The organism is Nonomuraea sp. NPDC052129 (assembly GCF_040680095.1).
Lineage (GTDB): Bacteria > Actinomycetota > Actinomycetes > Streptosporangiales > Streptosporangiaceae > Nonomuraea.
In genome coordinates this window covers 53,663-71,321 of the sequence record NZ_JBFAVX010000015.1, presented here as the reverse complement: position 1 = coordinate 71,321, position 17,659 = coordinate 53,663, and the positions used below count along the sequence as shown (strand labels likewise).

Annotated in this window: 5 protein-coding genes; all 5 read right to left on the bottom strand. The window is 72.8% G+C overall.

Features of this window, described 5'->3' with window-relative positions; all coding sequences use genetic code 11:
* Window positions 1-5: 5 nt before the first annotated feature.
* Genes AB0L53_RS29785 through AB0L53_RS29765 form a run of 5 tightly spaced genes read right to left on the bottom strand, consistent with a single transcriptional unit; the run spans window position 6 to window position 17,563 of the window.
* The gene (locus AB0L53_RS29785; RefSeq protein ID WP_364000577.1) at window positions 6-6,437 is read right to left on the bottom strand and encodes a type I polyketide synthase; all 6,432 of its coding nucleotides are present in this window, start codon (window positions 6,435-6,437) and stop codon (window positions 6-8) included.
* Complete coding sequence (locus AB0L53_RS29780; protein WP_364000574.1) at window positions 6,427-12,891, bottom strand: SDR family NAD(P)-dependent oxidoreductase; 6,465 nt, start codon at window positions 12,889-12,891, stop codon at window positions 6,427-6,429. The genes AB0L53_RS29785 and AB0L53_RS29780 overlap by 11 nt, the downstream gene beginning before the upstream one ends.
* 3 nt (window positions 12,892-12,894) lie before the next feature.
* Entirely contained in the window at window positions 12,895-14,178 is a 1,284-nt protein-coding gene (locus AB0L53_RS29775) for an activator-dependent family glycosyltransferase (RefSeq protein ID WP_364000572.1), read from the bottom strand.
* A gap of 44 nt (window positions 14,179-14,222) precedes the next feature.
* Window positions 14,223-16,787, bottom strand: coding sequence for an ABC transporter permease (locus AB0L53_RS29770; RefSeq protein ID WP_364000569.1), 2,565 nt, complete (start codon window positions 16,785-16,787; stop codon window positions 14,223-14,225).
* A complete protein-coding gene (locus AB0L53_RS29765; RefSeq protein ID WP_364000566.1) occupies window positions 16,787-17,563 on the bottom strand; it encodes an ABC transporter ATP-binding protein in 777 nt (258 codons plus the stop codon). Before AB0L53_RS29765 ends, AB0L53_RS29770 begins: the two co-directional genes overlap by 1 nt.
* Between the last annotated feature and the right edge of the window lie 96 nt (window positions 17,564-17,659).

Here is a 17,659-nt window from a genome sequence, read left to right as displayed (position 1 = left end):
AAGTTTCAGAGCCCCTTGTCGATCAACGCGAACAGCTCGTCGGCGCTCGCCGACTCCACGGTCTGGCCGGTGTCCGCCTGTTCGCCGCGCCATTGCGCCAGCAATCCGCGCAGCCGGGCGGTGACCGTCGACCGTGTCTCCTCGTCGGGCGTGAGCGCGCCGAGCAGGCGTCCCAGCCGGTCGAGTTCCTCCAGCGCCCGCTCGCCCGTGGGCCGGTCGTCGGGCGCGATCTCCGTGAGCAGGTATTCGGCCAGCGCGATCGGCGAGGCGTGGTCGAACGCCAGCGTCGACGGCAGCCGCCGATCGACGGCGGCGTTCAGCCGATTGCGCAGCTCCACCGCGGTCAGCGAGTCGAACCCCAGCTCATCGAACGGCCGGTGCGGGTCCACCTCTTCGGCGGAGGCGTGCCCGAGCACGGCGGTGACCTGGTCGAGCACCAGGTCGAGCAGGATCCGCCGCCGCTCCGGTTCCGGAAGCCCGGCCAGTCTGGCCTGCAGACCGGCGCCGGAGCCGCGGTCGGCGGAGGCGGCGCGGCGCGGGCGGGCGCGTACCAGCTCGCTGAGCATCGGCGGCAGTGAGTCGCCGCGCGCGCCCAGCGCCTTGACGTCCAGGCGAATCGGCACCAGGGCCGCCTCGGGTCGGAGCAGGGCGGTGTCGAACAGCGCCAGGCCCGTCTCCGGGGTGAACGGGACGATGCCCTCGCGAGCCATCCGGGCGACCTCCGCCTCGGCGAGGGTGTCGAGCATGCCTCCGCCGCCTGTCCACGGACCCCAGGCCAGCGAGGTCGCCGGGAGCCCCTGCGCCCGCCGCCGGTGGGCCAGCGCGTCCAGGAACGCGTTGGCGGCCGCGTAGTTGCCCTGTCCCGTGCTGCCCATCGTCCCGGCGGCCGAGGAGAACATGACGAACGCCGACAGGTCGAGGTCGTGCGTCAGCTCGTGCAGGTTCAGCGCCGCGTCCGCCTTGGGCCGCAGCACACCGTCCATCCGCTCGGGGGAGAGCGCGGTGATCGGTCCGTCGTCCAGGACGCCCGCGGCGTGCACCACGGCCGTGAGCGGACGGCCCGCGAGCAGCTCGGCGAGCGCGTCGCGGTCGGCGACGTCGCAGGCCGCGATCTCGACCCGCGCACCGAGCTCCGCGAGCTCGGCGCGGAGCTTCTCGGCACCCTCGACGGCGGCGCCGCGACGGCTGGTCAGCAGCAGATCGCGTACGCCGTGCCGGGCGACGAGATGGCGGGCGACGAGCCTGCCGAGCGCGCCGGTGCCGCCGGTCACCAGCACGGTCCCCTCAGGATCGAGGGGCGCCGGGACCGTCAGCACGACCTTCCCGATATGCCGGGCCTGCGACATGTACCGGAACGCCTCGGGGGCGCGCCGGAGGTCCCAGGCCCTCATGGGGAGCGGCTGGATCTCAGCCTGCTCGAACAGGCGCAGAATCTCGCGCAGCATGTGACCGATCCGCTCGGGACCGGCCTCGACGAGGTCGAACGGCGTGTAGCGGACCCCGGGGGCGATCGGCTCCGTGTCCCGGATGTCGGTCTTGCCCATCTCCACGAACCGGCCGCCCGCAGACAGCATGCCCAGGGAGGCGTCGATGAACTCCCCGGCCAGCGAGTTGAGCACCACATCGACCTGGCCGAACTTCTCCGCGAACTCCAACGTCCGCGAGGAGGCCACATGCGCGTCGTCCAGGGTCGTCGACGCCCACTTGGCGGGACTCGCCGTACCGAACACCTCCGCGCCCAGCCAGCGGGCAAGCTGCACCGCCGCCATGCCGACCCCACCGGCGGCCGCGTGCACCAGCACCCGGTCCCCTTCTTGGAGGCCGGCCAGATCGACCAGCCCGTAGTAGGCGGTCAGGAACGCCACCGGCACCGACGCCGCCTCCGCGAACGACCAACCGGCGGGCATCGGCGCCACCTGCCGGTGATCCGTGACCATCAACGGGCCGAACGCGCCGCCGTCGAACAGCCCGAACACTTTGTCTCCGGGAGCGAACCCGGTGACGCCGGAGCCGACCTCGACGACCACGCCGGCGCCCTCGAGCCCCATCGCGCCGCTCTCGCCCGGGTACATGCCGAGGGCGTTGAGGACGTCGCGGAAGTTCATGCCGGCCGCGCGTACGGCGATCCGGATCTCTCCCGGCCGCAGGGGCGCGACGGCCTCGGGCGCGTCGACGAAGGCCAGACCGTCCAGCGTGCCCTTGGCGCGACTGTCCAGCCGCCAAGTGGCGCCGTCGGCCGGCGGTGTGAGGCCGGGGTCGGGCGCGGGGGTGAGTCGGGCCGCGAGCAGGGTGCCCTCTCGCAGGACGAGCTGCGGCTCGCCGCTGAGGGCCGCGGCGGCGATCAGACCGGCGGCGGCGTGGTCGCTGAGGTCGTCGCGATCGTTGCGGTTGTTGGGGTCGTCGCGGCCGTTTCGGTCGTCGAGGTCCAGGAGGACGAACTGGCCGGGGTTCTCGGCCTGCGCGGACCGGACCAGGCCCCACACCGCGGCGCCCGCGAGGTCGCGCCCGCTGTCGGGGGCGACCGCCTTCCTGGTCACGAAGAGGAGCCGCGATTCGGCGAGGCGCGAGTCGGCGATCCAGGTCCGCACCAGGTCGAGCGCGCGATGAACCGCCGAACGGACCGCGTCGACAGTGGCGTCGGCAGTGTCGACGGGGTTCACGATGACGAGCTCGGGCGGGTCCTCTCCCGAGTCGATGGCCCGGAGCAGCGCGGCCAGGTCGTCGTACGCCTCGGCGCCGGCGATCTCACCGCCGCCGATGGTCCAGCACCGCGGCAGGGACACCGGCTCGGCCGGGATCGGCGTCCAGTCCAGGCGGTACAGCGAGCGTTCCGCGCCGGGTCGTGGACCGGTGAGCGTGTCGAGGGTGATCTGGCGCAGGACCAGCGAGCCGATCGACACCACCGGCTGACCGAGCGGGTCGGCCGCCTCCAGGCGGAAGGAGTCCTCTCCCATCGGGGTCACCCGTACGCGCAGGCTGGACGCCCCGGCGGCGTGCAGTTCCACATCGGCCCACGTGAACGGCAACGCGGTGTGCTCGGCCGAGGAGGGGCTGAACCCGAAGGCGTGCAGCGCGGCGTCGAGGAGTGCGGGATGCAGACCGAAGCGGGCCGCGTCCGCCGCCGCGTGCTCGGGCAGCTCGATCTCGGCGAAGACCTCCTCGCCACGGATCCAGGCAGCCCGCAGCCCACGAAAGGTCGGACCGTAAGGAAGCCCCAGATCGGCAAGCCGCTCGTAGAGTCCATCCACCTCGACCTGCTGGGCGTCGGCCGGCGGCCACGAACTCGCCTCGAACGCGGTGGCCGGGGTGCCCGGGGAGGCCGGGGCGAGGGCGCCGGTGGCGTGTCTGTCCCATGGGGCGTCGTCGGTCTGTGAGTACATCGTGATCGTTCGGGTGCCCGAGTCGTCCGGATCGCTCACCACGATCTGCAGCCGGACGCTGCCGTGTCCCGGAACGAGCAGCGGCCGCTCCAAGGTCAGCTCCTCGACCTTCCCGCAGCCGACCTGGTCGGCCGCCCTGATGGCGAGTTCCACCAGGCCGGTGCCGGGGAACACGGCCGCCTCGCCGACCACGTGATCGGCAAGCCAGGGGTGCGAGGCGAGGGAGAGTCGGGCGGTGAACAGGAATCCGCCCGAGTCGGGCAGCTCGACCCCGGCGCCCAGCAGCGGATGGTCCGGGGCGTCCAGCCCGATGGACGAGGGATCGCCGCTCGACTGCGCGGGGTTCAGCCAGTAGCGCCGGTGCTGGAAGGCGTACGTGGGCAGGTCCACCCGGCGGGCGCCGGTCCCGGCGAAGAACCGTTCCCAGTCCACCGCCGCGCCACCGGCGTGCGCCTGCCCGACCGCCGTCACCACCTGCTCGGCTTCGTCCCGGCCGCGACGAAGCGCCGGTACGAACACCGGGCCGCGCCCGTCCTGGGGCTCGGGCACGCACTCCTGCCCCATCCCCGACAGCACCCCGTCGGGGCCAAGCTCGACGAAGGTCCGTACGTCCTGGCCATGGAGAAAGGCGACGCCGTCGGCGAACCGCACCGCTTCGCGGACATGGCGCACCCAGTACTCGGCCGTGAACTCCCGCACCGGCGCACCGGTCACGTTCGATACGACCGGGACCGACGCGCTCCCGTACGACAGGCCCTCGGCCACCTCGCGGAAGGCGGCCAGCATCGGCTCCATCCGGGGCGAGTGGAAGGCGTGACTGACCGGCAACCGGCGGGACTTGGCGAACCGGCCCGCGACCCGCAGCACCGCCTCCTCGTCACCGGACAGGACCACCGAGGCGGGCCCGTTGACCGCCGCGATCACCACTCCACCGGCGCCCGCAAGAACCTGCCCGGCGTCCTCTTCGCCAACCTCGGCGAGAATCCGCCTGGCCTCCTCTTCTCCGGCCTGGACCGCGACCATCGCCCCGCCGGTCGGCAACGCCTGCATCAGCCTGCCCCGGGCCGCCACGAGCGTGCACGCGTCGTCCAGCGACAGCACTCCCGCCGCGTGCGCGGCCGCCACCTCCCCGATGGAGTGCCCGAGCAGGAAGTCGGGAACGACGCCCCACGACTCGACCAGCCGATAGAGCGCCACCTCCACCGCGAACAACGCGGCCTGGGTGTACCCCGTCTGGTCCAGCAGCTCCGGCCGCTCCCACATCACCTCCGTCAGGGGACGCTCCAGCAGCGGGTCCAGCCGCGCACACACCGCCGCCAGGTGCTCGGCGAACACCGGATAGGCCGCCACCAGCTCGCGCCCCATCCCCACGCGCTGGCTCCCCTGTCCGGTGAACAGGAACGCCAGCTTCCCGCCGCTCACCACGCCGTCGGCCACCTGCGACAGACCCGCCAGCAGCCCGGCGCGATCCGACGCGGTCACCACGGCACGATGCTCCAGAGCCGCCCGCGCCGTCGCCAGCGAGTAGGCCACGTCCGGCAGAGAAGCGTCTTCCCGCTCCTCCAGGTAGGACCTCAGCCGCTCCGCCTGAGCGCGCAGCCCCGCCGCGCTCCTCCCGGAGATCGGCAGCGGCAGGGCCGGCAAAGCCAGGGCCGCCGGCTCTTCGTGTTCGGCCTCGACCGCTTCCAGGACGACATGGGCGTTGGTCCCGCTGATGCCGAACGACGACACCCCGGCCCGGCGCGGGCGCTCGCCACCGGGCCAGGGGATCGGCTCGGTCAGCAGCCGGACGTTCCCGGCCGACCAGTCCACGTGCGAGGAGGGGGTGTCGACGTGCAGCGTCCTGGGCAGTACGCCGTGCCGCATCGCCATGACCATCTTGATCACACCGGCGACGCCGGCGGCGGCCTGGGTGTGCCCGATGTTGGACTTGACCGTGCCCAGCCACAGCGGCCGATCCTGCGGCCGGTCCCTGCCGTACGTGGCCAGCAGCGCCTGCGCCTCGATCGGATCGCCCAGGGTCGTACCGGTGCCGTGGGCTTCCACGGCGTCCACGTCGGCGGGAGACAGCTCGGCGTCGACCAGCGCCTGGCGGATCACCCGCTGCTGGGAAGGCCCGTTCGGCGCCGTGAGCCCATTGCTCGCACCGTCCTGATTGACCGCGCTCCCCCGTACGACCGCCAGCACCCGGTGACCGTGACGGCGCGCGTCCGACAGCCGCTCCAGCAGCAGCAGACCCACACCTTCGGCGAACGCCGTACCGTCCGCCGCCTCCGCGAACGCCTTGCACCGCCCGTCCCGCGCCAGACCCCGCTGCCGGCTGAACTCCACGAAGATCTCCGGCGTGAAGATGATGGTGGCGCCGCCGCTGATGGCCAAGGCGCACTCGCCCCTGCGCAGCGACTCGCAGGCAAGATGGAGCGCGACCAGGGACGACGAGCACGCCGTGTCCAAGGTGACGGCCGGACCCTCCAGGCCGAGGACGTACGCGATGCGGCCGGACATCACGGCCGTGGAGCCGCCGGTCAGCAGATGGCCCTCGACCCCGTCTGGGAATCCGGCCGGGCCGACGCCGTAGCCGGTGGAGGCGGCGCCGACGAAGACGCCCGTCTCGCTGCCCCGCAGCGCCGCCGGGTCGAGGCCGGCCTGTTCGAGCAGTTCCCATGAGGTCTCCAGCAGGAGCCGCTGCTGCGGATCCGTGGCCAGGGCCTCTCGCGGGCTCATCCCGAAGAAGCCCGCGTCGAAGTCACCCGCGTCCGTCAGGAAGCCGCCCGTGCGGACATAGCACGTACCCGCGCGCTCGGGATCGGGGTCGTAGAGCCGCTCCAGGTCCCAGCTCCGGTCGGCGGGGAACTCCGACATGGCGTCCCGGCCTTCGGCGACCAGGCGCCAGAGCTGTTCGGGGTCGTTCACTCCGCCGGGCAGGCGGCAGCTCATGGCCACGATCGCGATGGGCTCGTGCCGCCGGGCCTCCATCTCGTCCATCCGGCGATGGACCGACTGGAGTTCGGCGGTCGCCAGCCTCAGGTATTCGCGGAGCTTGCCGTCATTCGCCATCAGACTCAGACCTCCGTCGCGAGGAGCCAATCGCGTTGTCGAGAATTGTGAAGAGCTCGTCGTCCGTGGCCGACTCGTACTGCTCGGACTCGTCCTGCTCGGACTCGGGGGTCTCGCCCCCCAGGTCGTTCCATTTGCGGACCAGTGACCGCAGCCGGGCGGTGATCGCGGGCCGGTCGCCGGTCGCCGTCACCGCGGCGAGTGCGGCTTCCAGCCGGTCGACCTCGGCGAGTACGGTGGCGGCGGAGTCCTGGGCGGCCGGGCGGAACGCCTCTCCCACCCGGTCCGCGAGGGCGTTCGGCGTGGGGTGGTCGAAGACGAGGGTGCTGGGCAGGCGCAGGCCGGTGGCGGCGCTGAGCCGGTTGCGCAGCTCGACGCCGGTCAGCGAGTCGAAGCCCAGCTCCTTGAAGGCCCGGTCGGGCAGCACCGAGTCGGGACTCGGGTGCCCGAGCACGCCGGCCGCCTCGGCGCGGACGAGCCGCACGAGTTCGGCCTTGCGTTCCTCCTCGGGCAGGCCGTCGAGCCGGTGTTTCAGTGTCGAGACGCCGGGCTGGGCGGCCCGCCGTACGTGGGTGCGGGTCTGGTCGCGGACCAGGCCGCGCAGCAGCGCCGGCGGCGGGGTGGCGCTCGCCCGCAGCGCGGCGAGGTCCAGCCGGATCGGCAGCAGCACAGGCTCGTCCACTGTCCGCGCCGCGTCGAACAACGCCAGGCCGTCGGCGGAGGGGATCTGGACGAAGCCGGACCGTGCCATGCCGCTCATGGCGGTGTCGTCGAGGTGCGCGGTCATGCCGCTGCGTTGCTCCCAGAAGCCCCAGGCCAGCGACATCGCGGCGAGGCCGTGCGCCCGCCGGTGGGCCGCCAGCGCGTCCAGGAACGCGTTCGCCGCCGCGTAGTTGCCCTGCCCGGCCTCACCAAGTACGCCCGCCGCCGAGGAGAACAGCACGAACGCCGACAGATCCAGGCCCTCGGTCAGCTGGTGCAGCTGCCAGGCCGCCTCCGCCTTGGCGCCCACCACCGCGTCGACCTGCTCGGCCGTGAGCGACTCCACCATTCCGTCATCCAGCGCCCCGGCCGCGTGCACCACGGCCGACAGCCGGTGTTCCGCACGCAGACGGTCCAGGAGCCCGGCCAGCGCCGTACGGTCGGCGACGTCGCACGCCACGATCTCGGCCCGCGCCCCCGAGGCCGCGAGGTCGGCGCGCAGTTCCTCCGCGCCGGGGGCCTCGATGCCCCTGCGTCCTACCAGCACCAGATCGCGTACGCCGTGCTCGGCCACCAGGTGCCGGGCCACCAGCCCGCCGATCATCCCGGTGCCTCCGGTCACGAGCACGGTGCCGTCCCGGTCGAACGGGACCGGCAGCGTGAGTACGACCTTCCCGACATGCCGGGCCTGCGACATGAACCGGAACGCCTCCCGCGCCCGCCGCACATCCCACACCTGGATGGGCGACCGCTCGAACACGCCCTCCTCGAACAGGCCCAGGACCTCTGCCAGCATCTCGCCCAGACGGTCTGGCCCCGTGTCGATCAGGTCGAAGGCGGTGTAACGGACTCCGGGGGCGATCGTCTCCGCTTCCCGGATGTCGGTCTTGCCCATCTCCACGAACCGGCCACCGACCGGCAACATGTCCAGCGAGGCGTCGATGAACTCCCCGGTCAGCGAGTTGAGCACCACGTCCACCTGGCCGAACTTCTCCGCGAACGCCAGCGTCCGCGACGAGGCCACATGCTCCTCATCCAGCGGCAGCGACGCCCACTTGCCGGGACTCGCCGTACCGAACACCTCCGCGCCCAGCCAGCGAGCCACCTGTACGGCGGCCATGCCGACCCCACCGGCGGCCGCGTGCACCAGCACCCGATCACCGGCCCGCACACCGGCCACGTCCACCAGGCCGTAGAACGCCGTCAGGAACGCCGCCGGCACCGACGCGGCCTCCGCGAACGACCAACCGGCGGGCATGGGAGCCAGCAACCGCCGATCCGTCACTCCCACGGGACCGTACGCGCCGTCCAGCAGCCCCAGCACCCGATCACCGGGCACCAGGTCGGCCACGGCCGAGCCCACCTCCAGCACCACACCGGCGACCTCGCCGCCGATCGGGACGTCGCGCTCCGGGACCATGCCCAGCGCCACGACGACGTCGCGGAAGTTCATCCCGGCCGCCCGTATCGACAGCCGTACCTCGCCCGGTTCCAGCGGGCGCGCCGCCTCCGGGCACAAGACCAGCGCCAGGCCGTCCAGCGTGCCCGCGCCGGTGGCTTCGAGCCGCCACGGCTCGCCGCCCAAGGGCGGCAGCAGCGCCTCGCCGGTCGTGGCCCGCGCCAGCCTGGGCACCCATACCGCTCCCCCGCGTACGGCCAGCCGCGGCTCGGAGAGCGCGGCGAGCACGGCGGGCACCGGGACCTCGGAGTCGTCGAGATCCAGCGTCACGAACCGGCCGGGGTGCTCCGACTGCGCGGACCGCATCAGGCCGAGCACCGCGGCGGCGGCCAGGTCGGTCACGTCCTCGCCGTCCAGGGCGACCGCTCCCCTGGTGACCAGGGCGAACGTGGACTCCTCGAACCGGTCGTCGGCCAGCCAGGACCGTACGGTGGCCAGGGCCCGATGGATCGCTTCCCGCACGTCTCCGCCGCCCGAGAAGGTGACGAACACCAGCTCGGGAGCCGACGGCAAGGAAGCTAGATCGGGATGGACGGGGGCACCCAAGGCGGCGGCGAGCCCAGAACCCAGCCCGCTCTCGCCCGCTCCGGGTGCGTCGGCGAGCCCGCTCGCGTCGACCACGGCGCAGCGGCTCGGCGTCGGCGTCGGGTCGCCGGTGTACGGCGAGGCGATCCAGCCGACGCGGAACAGCGACTCGCGGCGCGGATCCGGCGCCGACGACACGAGCGGCCGGGACAGCAGCGACTCCACCGCGGCCACCGGGGCTCCCGAGGGGTCCGCCAGCCGCAGCGAGATCTCGTCGGGCCCCGACGGGGTCAGGCGGACCCGCAACGTGGACGCGCCTTCCGCGTACAGCGACAGGCCGGACCAGGTGAACGGCAGGCTCGCCCCGGCGGCGGCGTCGTCCAGCAGGGACTCCGCGTGCAGCGCGGCGTCGAGCAGGGCGGGATGCAGGCCGAAGCCCCCCGCCTCCCGCTGTGGCAGGGTGACCTCGGCGAACACCTCGTCCCCGAGCCGCCACGCGGCCTGGAGCCCGCGGAACGGCCCGTCGTAGTCCAGACCACGCTCGGCGAGGCGGTCGTAGACATCGGTCACGTCGACGGCCTCGGCGCCCGGCGGCGGCCAGGCGGACAGGTCGAAGTCCGCGGCGGGACGGGCGGCCGACACGACGCCGGTCGCGTGCCGGGTCCAGTCCGTGTCGTCCTCGGGGCGCGCGTGCAGCGTCAGCGGCCGGCGGCCGGTCTCGTCCGGCGCGTCGATCCGTACCTGCACCACCACGGCGCTCTGCGCGGGCAGCGCCAGTGGCGCCTCCAGGACCAGCTCCTCCAGCAGGGCGCAGCCGACCTGGCGGCCCGCGCTGACGGCCAGCTCGGCGAAGGCCGCTCCGGGGAACAGGACCGTGCCGGACACCGTGTGACCGGCCAGCCAGGGGTGGGAGCGCAGCGACAGCCGGCCGGTGAGGACGACCTCGTCGGAGTCGGCCAGGGACAGCGCCCCGCCGAGGAAGGGGTGGTCGGCCGCGGTCAGGCCCGCGTGCTCGACGTCGGCCGAGTCGCCGGCCTCCAGCCAGTAGCGTTCGCGCTGGAAGGCGTACGTGGGCAGGTCCACCCTGCGGGCGTCGGCCGAGGCGAACAGGGGGGTCCAGTCGACCGGCACGCCGTGCGCGCAGGACTCCGCGACCGAGGTGACGAACCTGGCCGCCGCGTCCTCGTCGCGGCGCAGCGAGCCGATGGCCACCACGGTGACGCCCGCGGCCTCGGCCGTCTCCTGGACCGCGGCGGTCAGCGTCGGGTGCGGGCTGACCTCGACGAACATTCCGTAGCCCTGCTGGACCAGGCTCTGGACCGCCTGCTCGAAGCGCACCGGGCGGCGCAGGTTGGTGTACCAGTAGGCGGCGTCGAGTTCGGCGGTGTCGAGCGGCTCGCCGGTCACCGTGGAGCAGAACGCCACCTCGGCCGTCCAGGGGACGATCCCGGCCAGGTCGGCCAGCAGCCGGTCGTGCAGCGGCTCGGCGTAGGCCGTGTGCGAAGGATAGTCGACCGGGATCATCTTGGCTCTGACGTCCTCGGCCTTCAGGAGATCGAGCAGTTCGTTCAGTGCCGCCGAGTCGCCGGCGACCACGACCGCGGTCGGGCTGTTCACCGCCGCTATCGACAGGCGCTCCGCCCAGGGGGCGAGCCGGTCGAGCGCCTCGGCGGGCGGGAGCGAGACGGCCAGCATGCCGCCGCGGCCGGACAGGTCCTCGGTGATGGCCCGGCTGCGGAGGGCCACCACCTTGGCCGCGTCTTCGAGGGACAGCGCTCCCGCCACGCAGGCGGCGGCGATCTCGCCCTGGGAGTGCCCCACGACGGCCTCGGGTTCGACGCCGTAGGAGCGCCACAGGTGCGCCAGCGAGACCATGACCGCCCAGGCCGCGGGCTGGATCACGTCCATCCGGTCGAGTGGCCACGCGGGCGACTCGCCGCGCAGGACGTCCATCAGCTTCCAGTCCACGAACTTCTCGAGCGCGTCCGCGCACTCCGCCATGCGGGCGGCGAACGGCGGCGCGGCGTCGAGCAGCCCGAGGATCATGTCCTTCGACAGGACAGCCTGGCCGGGGAAGACGAAGGCCACCCGGGGCGAGGCGGTCGCCGTGCCGTACACGACGTTCGGCGCGGGGACCGCGTCCGCGACGGCGCGCAGGCCCGCCAGGAGGGCGTCACGGTCGTCGCCGATCACCGCCGCGCGGTACGGGAGGGCGGCGCGCGAGCTGACCAGGGAGTGGCCGACGTCGACCGGCGACAGCCCGGGGTCCTGCTCGACGCGGGCGGCCAGTCGCCCGGCCTGGGCCCGCAGCGCCTGCTCGCTCTTGGCCGTGACCATCCAAGGCACCACGGGGCAGGCCGTCTCTGCGCGGGGGGTCTCGGCGCGCGGGTGTTCCTCGATGATGACGTGCGCGTTGGTGCCGCTGACGCCGAACGAGGAGATGGCCGCGCGGCGCGGGGTGTCCTCCGCCGTGTCCCAGGGGACGTTCTCGGTCAGCAGGGCGATGCTGCCGGACGACCAGTCCACGTTCGGCGAGGGCTCGTCGGCGTACAAGGTCTTGGGCAGGGTGCCGTGCCGCATCGCGAGCACCATCTTGATCACACCGGCCACGCCGGCGGCGGCCTGGGTGTGGCCGATGTTCGACTTGATCGAGCCCAGGTAAAGGGGTCTGTCCTCCGGGCGGCCCTGACCATAGGCGGCGAACAGGGCGCGCGCCTCGATGGGGTCGCCCAGCGTCGTACCGGTGCCGTGCGCCTCGACCACATCGACCTCGGCGGGCGTCAGGCCCGCGGCGGCCAGCGCCCGGGCGATCACCCGCTGCTGGGACGGGCCGTTGGGCACGGTCAGCCCGCTGCTGGCGCCGTCCTGGTTGATCGCGCTGCCGCGGATCACGGCCAGCACCTGGTGGCCGTTGCGGGTGGCGTCCGAGAGCCGCTCCAGCAGGAGCATGCCCGCGCCCTCACCCCAGCCCGTCCCGTCGGCGGCCGCCGAGAACGCCTTGCACCGGCCGTCCGGCGACAGCCCGCGCTGCCTGCTGAACTCCACGAACGTGCTCGGGGTCGACATCACCGTGACCCCGCCGGCCAGTGCCATGGCGCATTCGTCCTGGCGCAGGGCCTGGGCCGCGAGGTGCAGCGCCACCAGGGAGGACGAGCACGCCGTGTCCACCGTGATCGCCGGGCCTTCCAGGCCCATCAGGTAGGAGACCCGGCCGGAGGCGATGCTGCCGTCGCTGCCGTTGCCGATGTAGCCGCCGAGGTCGGCGGGCACGGCGCGGACCCTGGAGCCGTAGTCGTGGTAGATGACTCCGGCGAAGACGCCCGTGGAGCTGCCCCGGGCCGAGGCCGGATCGATGCCCGCGCCTTCGAATGCCTCCCACGCGGTCTCCAGCAGCAGCCGCTGCTGCGGATCCATCGCCAGGGCCTCCCGCGGGCTGATCCCGAAGAAGTGCGGGTCGAACTGAGCGGCGTCGTGAAGGAATCCGCCGGAACTCGTCAGGCTCTTGCCGGGACTGTCCGGATCCGGGTCATAGAGGTCGACGTCCCAGCCCCGGTCGGAGGGGAACGGCGAGATCGCGTCGGTCCCGGCGACCAGCAGCCGCCACAGCTCCTCGGGCGTGCCGGCGTCGCCGGGGAAGCGGCAGCTCATCCCGACGATCGCGATGGGCTCGGCGTCCCTGTCCTCGGCCTGCCGCAGCCGGCGGCGGGTCTCCCGCAGGTCGGCGGTGGCCCGCCTGAGGTATTCCAGCAGCCTGGTCTCGTTGTCCACGGCTCATCTCCGGGTCGGGGAAGCCGCCTGGTGACGGGCGACCAGCTCTTCTAGATCACGTACGCCGTCGGCGGGGGTCGGCGTCTTCGCCATGTCCTGCTGGATCCGGACCGCGTTCCGACGGAACCCCTCGTCGTCCAGCAGCCGCACCAGCCCGTCGCGCAGCGTCCGCGCCGAGAGCTGATCGGGCTCGATGACCAGGCCCGCTCCCTGCTGGGCTATCTGAAGGGCCATGCCCGTCTCGTCGTAGAGCTGGGCGGGGACGATGAGCTGGGGCACGCCCTGGGTGATGGCCGTGCAGGTGGTCCCGGTGCCGCCGTGGTGGACGATGGCCGAGCAGCCGGGCAGCAGGGAGTTGAGCGGGACGAAGTCCACGATGCGGACGTTCGCCGGGACCTTCGCGCCGTCCAGCTGGTTCTCCTTCAGGGTCGCGACCACCTCGACGTCCAGGTCGGCCACGGCCTCGAACAGCTCGGCGGCCCTGACGCTGCCGCGCCCACCCCAGACCTCCCTGCCGGACACCCCTAGGGTGAAGCAGACGCGCCGCCGGGACGGCGGCTCCCTGAGCCAGGCCGGGATGGTCGAGGGGCCGTTGTAGGGGATGAAACGGACGCGCAGGTGGTCTTCCTCGCCGGGGAAGCGCAGCCAGGCCGGCATGGAGTCGACCGTGGCCTGGCCGAGGATCACCTCCTCGTCGAAGTCGCAGCCGTACGCGGCCAGCTTCGCCGTGATCCACTCGACCACGGGGTCCTCACGCGGGTCGTCCGGTTGCTCCGCGCGCAGCCGGAGGTACAACGAGCGCATCCGCGCCCAGTGATCGCGGCCGAAGGTCGTCCGTACCTGCGCCGCGCCACAGGCCCGGGCGGCCACGGGGCCCGGGAAGGTGATGGAGTCCCAGACCACCAGGTCGGGCCGCCAGCTCCGGCAGAAGGCGACCAGGTCGGCGTACATGGACTCGTCGGTGATGAAGTCCAGGGCCATCGGGGAGCAGAAGGCGTCCAGGCAGTCGCGGACGTACTCGTACGTGAGCATTTCGGGGCGCTCCTCCGCGATGTCGTATCCGGAGCCGTAGATCTGCCGGTCAAGCGGGGTTTCCAGCAGCCGCTCGGCCACATCGGACTTTCCGCCGACCGATAAAGCGGTCAAGCCGGTCCGGGTAATGGCGTCGACGATGTCCGGCTGGCCGGCGACGATTACTTCGTGGCCCGCGGCTTTCATCGCCCAGGCGATGGGGACCATGAGAAAGAGGTGCGCGTTTGCCGCGTGTTGAGTGAACAGAACACGCATGAACAATTCCTCCAAATTATTTATCGCGTCGAATGGGACGCTACCTATGCGCGGATGACCGCCCGACCCCTAGGGGACCCCTCACGCTCCCCTGTGCGCGGCCGGATGATCGCCCACACGGGGGACAGCGTCGCCACCAGGGCGGACAGCGTGGCGGAGCAGATCACGGCCAGATAGACCCACGCCGGCCCCGGGGGCATCGGTGAGCCGTTGACCGCCATGGCGAACGGAATCAGGATGGGGGCGACCGCCGCCGTGCCGAGCACGACGCCGACCATGGCGACCACCACCGCCTCGATCCCCACCATGCGCAGGATCTGGCCACGGGTGAACCCGATCAGGCGTTGCAGACGGAACTCTCTGCGCCGCGAGCCGGCTCCCATCGCCTGGGCGCTGATCACCGAGATGCCGGCGAAGATGATGATCACTCCGGTGAACAGATAGTTGATCCAGGCCCGGGTCCGCCCCTGCTCGACGGCGGTCATGGACGGCCCGATGCCGTCGCTGACCCGCAGCGTGGGCAGGCGGCCCGTCGCCTCGACGAGGTCGGCGCGCAGTTTGCGCGGGTCGCCGCCGGGCGCCGCCCGGACCAGGATCTGGGTCGGCGAGCCGATGGTCGTGTGGGCGGCGAGCAGTGTGGCGGGCATGAGGATCATCTCGCCGCCGGGCCGGTCCGCGAGCAGCGCGACCACCCTCAGGTCCACCTTGGCGCCGTCGCCCAGCCGCAGGGTGATCGCGTCGCCGATCCCCTTGCCGAGCTCGCGGGCGTGCTGCCGGGTGAGGGCGACGGAGTCGCCACGCAGCCCGGTGAGCGTGCCCGCCGTGAGGGAGATGTCCGTGACCCCCGCCGCGCCGTCCGCCGTGAGGCCCAGGAGCGGCCAGCCGTGCTCGCTCTGCGATGGGTCGTACGGGCTCTCGACGAACCCGCTGCTCGTCGCCAGCTCCGACGCGGCCATGACCCCTGGGACGGACCGTACGCGGCCGAGCAGGCCGGGACCGAGGCCGCCGGTGATCACGTGGTCGGCCCGCAGGTCCTCCAGGCGGACCTGCCGGACCTGGTCGGCCTGCGTCATCTGCAGATAGATGTTCGCGGTGCTGATCCCGGTCGCGAGCATGATGGGCAGGATCGCGGTGGCCATGCCGAACGGCCGGGCGCAGCTGTTGAGCAGGGCGAGGCGGCCGATCGTCCTGGGCCGGGCGCGTACGGCCCGGCCGACCAGCCCGCTCATCGCCTTGGTCATCCTGGACGCCACTACGGCCACGCCGAGGATCACCACGATCGCGGCGAGGCAGGCGACGCTCACCGCGGCCGAGCGGATCATCACCATGGCCGAGCAGATCGTCGTGCCCACAACGCCGAGGCAGATCAGGGCGAGCGCCGCGCGTGCCCGGTCGAGCCCGTGGTCCTGCGGCACCGAGCTGAGCGCCGTGGCCGGGCGAGGTCGCGCGGCCCGCCAGATCGGGAAGAAGGCGGCCGCCAGCCCGGTGCACAGGCACACCGCGGCCGCGAGCGCGGCCGGGAGCCAGCCCGGGTCGAACCGCAGCGCCGCCGGTACGACTCCGTCGCGCACCAGGTGCCCGAACAACTGACCGCCGAGGTGGCCACCGAGCACCGTGCCCGCCGCCGTGGCGACCACCGCGATCGTCGTCACCTCGCCGAGCATCATCAGGCGGACGCGGCGCGGCGGCGTGCCCATCGCCTGCAGCAGCGTCAGCTCCGGCGCCCGGTGCTCGACCAGGAGTTTCATGGTGCTGACCAGGACGAGCATGCCGACCAGGAGCGTCGTGCCGCCGATCAGTCCGGCGATGGTGATCAGGTTCTCGCGGCCGGCGCGCGCCTGCGCGAACTCGGCGAGCCCGCGGTCGTCCCCGGTGAGCGTCACCACAGGCTGGCCGCGCAGGGTGGCGCGCACCCGATCGGCGAGCGCCTGCTCGCCCGTCCCGGGCACGGGGATCACGGCTATCGCGTCCACCGAGTCTGGATGGCCGGACAGCCACCGCGCGTCGTAGGGCGTGAAGAACATCGCGGCCGCCGTGGCCGTACGCCCCGCCGCCGGGGCGACCACACCGCTCACCCGGAAGGTCGCGACGGCGCCGCGGGCCACGACCTGGATCCGGTCGCCCACGTGGCCGCCCGATCGCGCGGCGAGTGCCGCGTCCAGCACGACGTCTCCGGCCGTCGCGGGCCCGGTGCCGGCCCGCAGCTCGTACGGCAGCAGCCCCGCTGAGGTCCATTCGTGCCCTGTGGCCCGGGGCGCGTCCCCGCCGAGCATGGTGACGGGGATGGAGACGTCGCCGATGACGTCGGCGACGCCGGGCACCGCCCGCACGGTCTCCAGCAGGGACCGGCTCAGGCGTACGGTCTCGGACAGGCTCGCCCATTCGACGTCGTCGTCGCGGGGGTCGGCGTCCGGCAGCCGGTAGGACGGGTCGCCCGCGACCACCACCGCCGCGCCGGCCAGCCGCTCGGGCGGGAACGCGGCCTGGATCCCGGCCGCCATCAGCCCCGCGCACGCCGCCACGATGGCGGTGGCGGCGAAGACCGTGGCGAGCACCGCCGAGAACGCGCCCCTGCGGTGGGACAGAGTGCGCAGGGCCAGGCGCCACATCAGGACGGCTCTCCCCGGTCCCACATCGCCAGGTGGGCCATCCGCTCCGCCGCCGCCTTGCCGGGCGGGAGCTCCAGCTCCTCCACGACCCGGCCGCCGGCCATGAAGAAGACGTGGTCGGCGTAGGCCGCGATCCGCGAGTCGTGCGTGGCCACCACCACTGTCTGTCCCGCCCGCGCCGCTTCGCGCAGCAGGCCGAGCACCTGGCCGACGCCCTCGTTGTCCTGCGCGCAGGTGGGCTCGTCGGCGAAGATCACCGGTGCCCGGCCGACCAGGGCCCGCGCGACCGCCACCCGCTGCTGCTCGGCGAAGGACAGCCGGTGCGGCAGGTCGTGCAGGTGGTCGCTCAGGCCGATCTGGGCGATCACCCGGTCCAGCAGGACGGTGTCGACGCTCCGGTCGGCCAGGTAGCCGGGCAGCGCGATGTTCTCCGCCACGTTGAGCGCGGGCAGCAGATTGGACCCTTGGAAGACGAAACCGAGCCGGTCACGCCGCAGCCTGGTCAGCGACGCGTCGTCGAGGTCGGTCAGCTCCTCGCCGTCGAGGAGCACCGACCCTGACGTCGGCCGCTCCAGTCCTGACGCGCAGCGCAGCAGCGTGCTCTTGCCGGACCGCGACGGCCCGATGACCGCGGTGAGCGCCCGTTTCCGGCAGCCGATCGTGACGCCGCTCAGCGCCTCGAAGCTGCCCTTCCTCGTGTGGTACGTCTGTCGTACGGAATTCAACCGAACGATGTCGTCCTCTTCGCTCCTTGGATTGTCCGCAGGTCTGCTCATAGAACGGATGTTAATCACCGATTCATATTCCGCGCATCGGCCTGAAGGGCCATCCGTGCCCTCCTCTTCAGGGATGGTTCGGTGGCATGAACGGTA

Coding starts and splice junctions, on each gene's coding strand:
- AB0L53_RS29785 (WP_364000577.1), bottom strand. CDS start 6,437: ATGGCGAATGACGGCAAGCTCCGCGAATACCTGAGGCTGGCGACCGCC.
- AB0L53_RS29775 (WP_364000572.1), bottom strand. CDS start 14,178: ATGCGTGTTCTGTTCACTCAACACGCGGCAAACGCGCACCTCTTTCTC.
- AB0L53_RS29770 (WP_364000569.1), bottom strand. CDS start 16,787: ATGTGGCGCCTGGCCCTGCGCACTCTGTCCCACCGCAGGGGCGCGTTC.
- AB0L53_RS29765 (WP_364000566.1), bottom strand. CDS start 17,563: ATGAGCAGACCTGCGGACAATCCAAGGAGCGAAGAGGACGACATCGTT.